Origin of the sequence: Dokdonella sp., from assembly GCF_036518555.1 — a bacterium.
In the GTDB taxonomy this organism is placed as follows: Bacteria; Pseudomonadota; Gammaproteobacteria; order Xanthomonadales; family Rhodanobacteraceae; genus Dokdonella_A.
On the sequence record NZ_DATDMY010000104.1, the window covers coordinates 1 to 3,515 of the forward strand.

Sequence of the window (3,515 nt, forward strand, 5' to 3'; positions counted from 1 at the left end):
ACCGCTCGCGACGCTCACGTCGGCGCCGTCGAGTGCGGCGCCCGTGTTCGCGTCACGCACGTGGCCGACGACGAGGCCGCCGCTGGCCGGCGGCGTGCACGCGCCGCGCACGCGCACGTCGTCGACCGCCCACGGCCCGCCGAACCGCGGCTCGCCGTCGGTGCTGCCGTCGTCGGCATGGAAGCGCACGAGCGCGCCGTTGGTCGCGGCACCCGACAGCGCGACGGTCTCGTCGGTCCAGGCACCGAGCTCGTACGCCGATTTCGGCGCGCCGAGCGCGCTCCATGTCGCGCCGCCGTCGGTGCTCGCCTCGATGCGCGCGCGGCCGCCGGTGTCGATGTAGTAGCTGCGATAGCTGAGCACGGGGTTGTCGATCGCGAGGCCGAGCGGCGGCAGCTGCAGGTAATCGTTGCGACCGTCGTTGTCCCAGCCTTCGCCGGCGCCGAGTTCGTCGTTCGCGGCGGCGAAGCGGCCGTGCGCGGGAATCGGGAAGATCGAGCCGCCGACCTCGTCGCTCGTGCCGAACAGCCAACCGAGCCCGAGGCTCGAGCGGCTCCAGCCGGCGGGCGGCGCGGTGCCGTTGGTTTCGAAGTCCTCGCCGAGCACGAACGTCGCGTAGGCGTAGCCCGGCGCGCTGCAGGCGACCGCGTCGGCTTCGAGCGCGAAATCCTGCACCGCGCCGTCGGCGATCGACGCAAGTTCGCGCGACGCCGCGCGGTAACCGGCGATGTCGCTCGCGACGTCCAGGCGATATGGACGTCCATCCGGCAGGCGCACCGAATAGCGCCCGCTGAGCGGATCGGTCCACACCGGGCTGTCGGGCGATCCCGCGATCTCGATCTTCGCGTGCAGCGGCCAGCCGGTCGCGGCATCGACGACGCGGCCGGCGACCTTCACCATCGGCGCCGTCGCGAGCACGACGTCGTGCAGCGTCGTCGCGTCCGCCTGCACGCGCACGCCGGACTCGCTCGCGGGCAGATAGCCGTACGCGGTCGCGCGCACGGTGTAGCCGCCGCCCGCGTCGACCGGCAGCCGGCGCACGTAGCTGCCGTCGCTGCCGCTCGTCGCCTGGTAGACGCGTACATTCTCGTCGACGAACACGTCGATCCTCGCGCCCGCGATCGGCGTGCCCGTCGCGTCGGTCACGCGGCCGCGGATGAAGCCTTGCGGACCGCACGCGTGCGCGGCGATGTCGACCGCGTGCGGCGCGTCGATCTCGCCCCAGCCGGTCGCGTAGTTCGGAAGGTTGCCGACGCCCGGCGGCGGTGAGCCTCCGCTCGCGTAGTCGATCGGGCGCGCGGTCTGCATGAGGATGCCGCCGAGCGCCGCATAGTCTCCGCGCAGGCATTCGCCCGCCTCGAGCATGAGCGCGACGAGGCCGCTGATGTGCGGCGCCGACATCGACGTGCCGGTCATCGTCGCGTAGCCGGTGCCGCCGTCGATCGCGGAGAGGATGTCGACGCCGGGCGCGACGACCTGCGGCTTCAGGGTCGGGTAGCCGCGCGGGTCCGGGTATGTCGGCAGGCCTTCGCTCGCCTCGGCGGCCGGGCCCCACAGCGAATGCGGCGCGTAGGCGCCATCGTGGTTGCCGGTCGAGCCGACCGCGAACGCGCTCCCGAGCGAGGCGGGGCTCGTCACCGTCGACAGGCCGGGCGGTTCGGGCAGGCCGCAATTGCCCGCATTGCCTGCGGCGAACACCGGGAAGATGCCCGCGGCGACCCACGCTTCGACGATGTCGCGATAGAAGTCGTCGGCGGTGCCGTCGCAGAGCGCGGAGCTGCCCCACGAGTTGTTGACGACCTGTGGGCGCAGGTCCGGGTTCGGCGCGCTGCCGTCGGTCTTCGTCGGCGCGAGCATGAACTCGCCGCAGGCGGGCAATGCGAATTCGTTGCCCTTGATCGGCAGGCCGAGGCAGGCGATCCAACGCGCGCCCGGCGCGACGCCCGTGCGCAGCCGCTGGTTCGCGTCGGCGGCGCCGTTGTCGCCGGCGATCGTGCCGGCCACATGCGTGCCGTGGCCTTCGCCTTGCGAGCCATCGGGTTCGCTCGTCTGCAGGGTCGGCGCGTACCAGTTGTAGTCGTGCGAGAAGCCGCCCGCGCCAAGGTTGCCGCGATACTGCCGCACGACTGCCTCGTGGCGGAAGAACACGCCGTCGTCGATGATGCCGACGGTCACCCCGTCGCCGGTGGTGCCGTCCGCCCACACCTGTTCGGCGCCGATCCAGGCGACGTTGTCGGTGGTGCCGTCGGAGCCCGCCGGGCGTGCCGCTGCGCGCACGGGCGGGCGCTCGGGTGCGATGAGCTCGGCCTTCGGCAGCTCGCGGATGCGCGCGACCCCGGGCGCCTGCGCGACGCGCTGCAGGGTCGCGACGTCGCCCTCGTCGACGAGGATCGCGTTCTTGATCCAGTAGGCATGGAACGCGACGCCGCGCTCGCGCAGCAGCCGCCGGACGCCGGCCTGGCTGCGTTCGGCCGTCTCGTGCAGCCGGGTGTAGACGTAGCGCCCGCGCGCGTTCCAGTCGAGCGTGCGCGCGGCGGAGAGGTCGGCACGTTCGCGGAACTCGATCGCAAAGCCGCTGCGGCCGCCGCCGGCGAGCCGGCGTTGCAGCGCGGGCGCGATCTCGACCGTGGTCGTCGCTGCCCCCGCGGGCGCGCCGGCCCCGCGCACGTGTGCAACCGGCGTGCGGATCGCGCCCGTCGCGGCGAGCAGGCCGTTGCAGAACACCAGCAGGGCGACGCCGAGCATCGGCGACCATGACCGCCGCGGCGACCGCGGGGAACGTGCGCGCGGCGTGCGCGCCAAATCGACATCGTGCATGGAATTCTCTCGTCGTTTCCTTGGCAGGGGGCTCGCGCGACGACGGCGTCGTCGCATGGATCGTCGCGAGGAGCCCCTCGTCGCAGCCTAGGCGTGTCGGGCCGGTGCGCGCATTCGTGCAGCCTTTGCGGGCCCTGTGCTGTCGCTGAATCGCAGCACCGACAAGGCCTTAGCGATTCGTCGCGCGCACCGGCTCGCGCGTCAGCTCGTCCGGCACGGCGCGCTCGCCGGCGAGCCGGCGTGCACGCTCGAGCGCGCTTCGCCACGGTTCGACCTGGGCCAATGCGTGGTAAAGCCGGACCTGCAGCAACGCTGCCTCGTAGTCCTGCGTCGCCCAGGCCGCCGCACGCGCCGCGATCGGTCCCGCGCGCGCGAAGTCGCCGCGCGCGAGCAGCGCCTGCGTGTAGGCGATGCCGACGCGCAGCAGATCGTAGGGCACGCGCTCGCGCTCGGCCTGAGCGAGCGCGGCGGCGAAGTCCGCGTCCGCCTGCGCCGCGAGGCCGATCGCTGCCGCACGCTCGGCGCGCGCGAGCGTGGCGTAGAGGGTGGCGACCGGTGCGCCGTCGCGCTCCGCCCAGCGCGACAGCGCGGCGACGTCGTCCTGCGCCGAAGCCGCGTCGCCGCGCGCGATGCGCGCGCGCACGAGGATGAGCCACGCGCCCGCCTGCTCGCGCGGCGTTTCCGCCTGCCAGCTCGTC

At 73.5% G+C, this 3,515-nt stretch carries 2 protein-coding genes; both read right to left on the minus strand.

From position 1 onward, the window contains the following. Nucleotides 1–2,745 (minus strand): S8 family serine peptidase (locus VI238_RS06355; RefSeq protein WP_331649615.1); only part of this gene is annotated, 2,745 nt, incomplete at its 3' end. Nucleotides 2,746–2,986: 241 nt separating this feature from the next. Further along, a partial coding sequence (locus tag VI238_RS06360; protein WP_331649617.1) for a hypothetical protein occupies nt 2,987–3,515 on the minus strand: 529 nt, incomplete at its 5' end.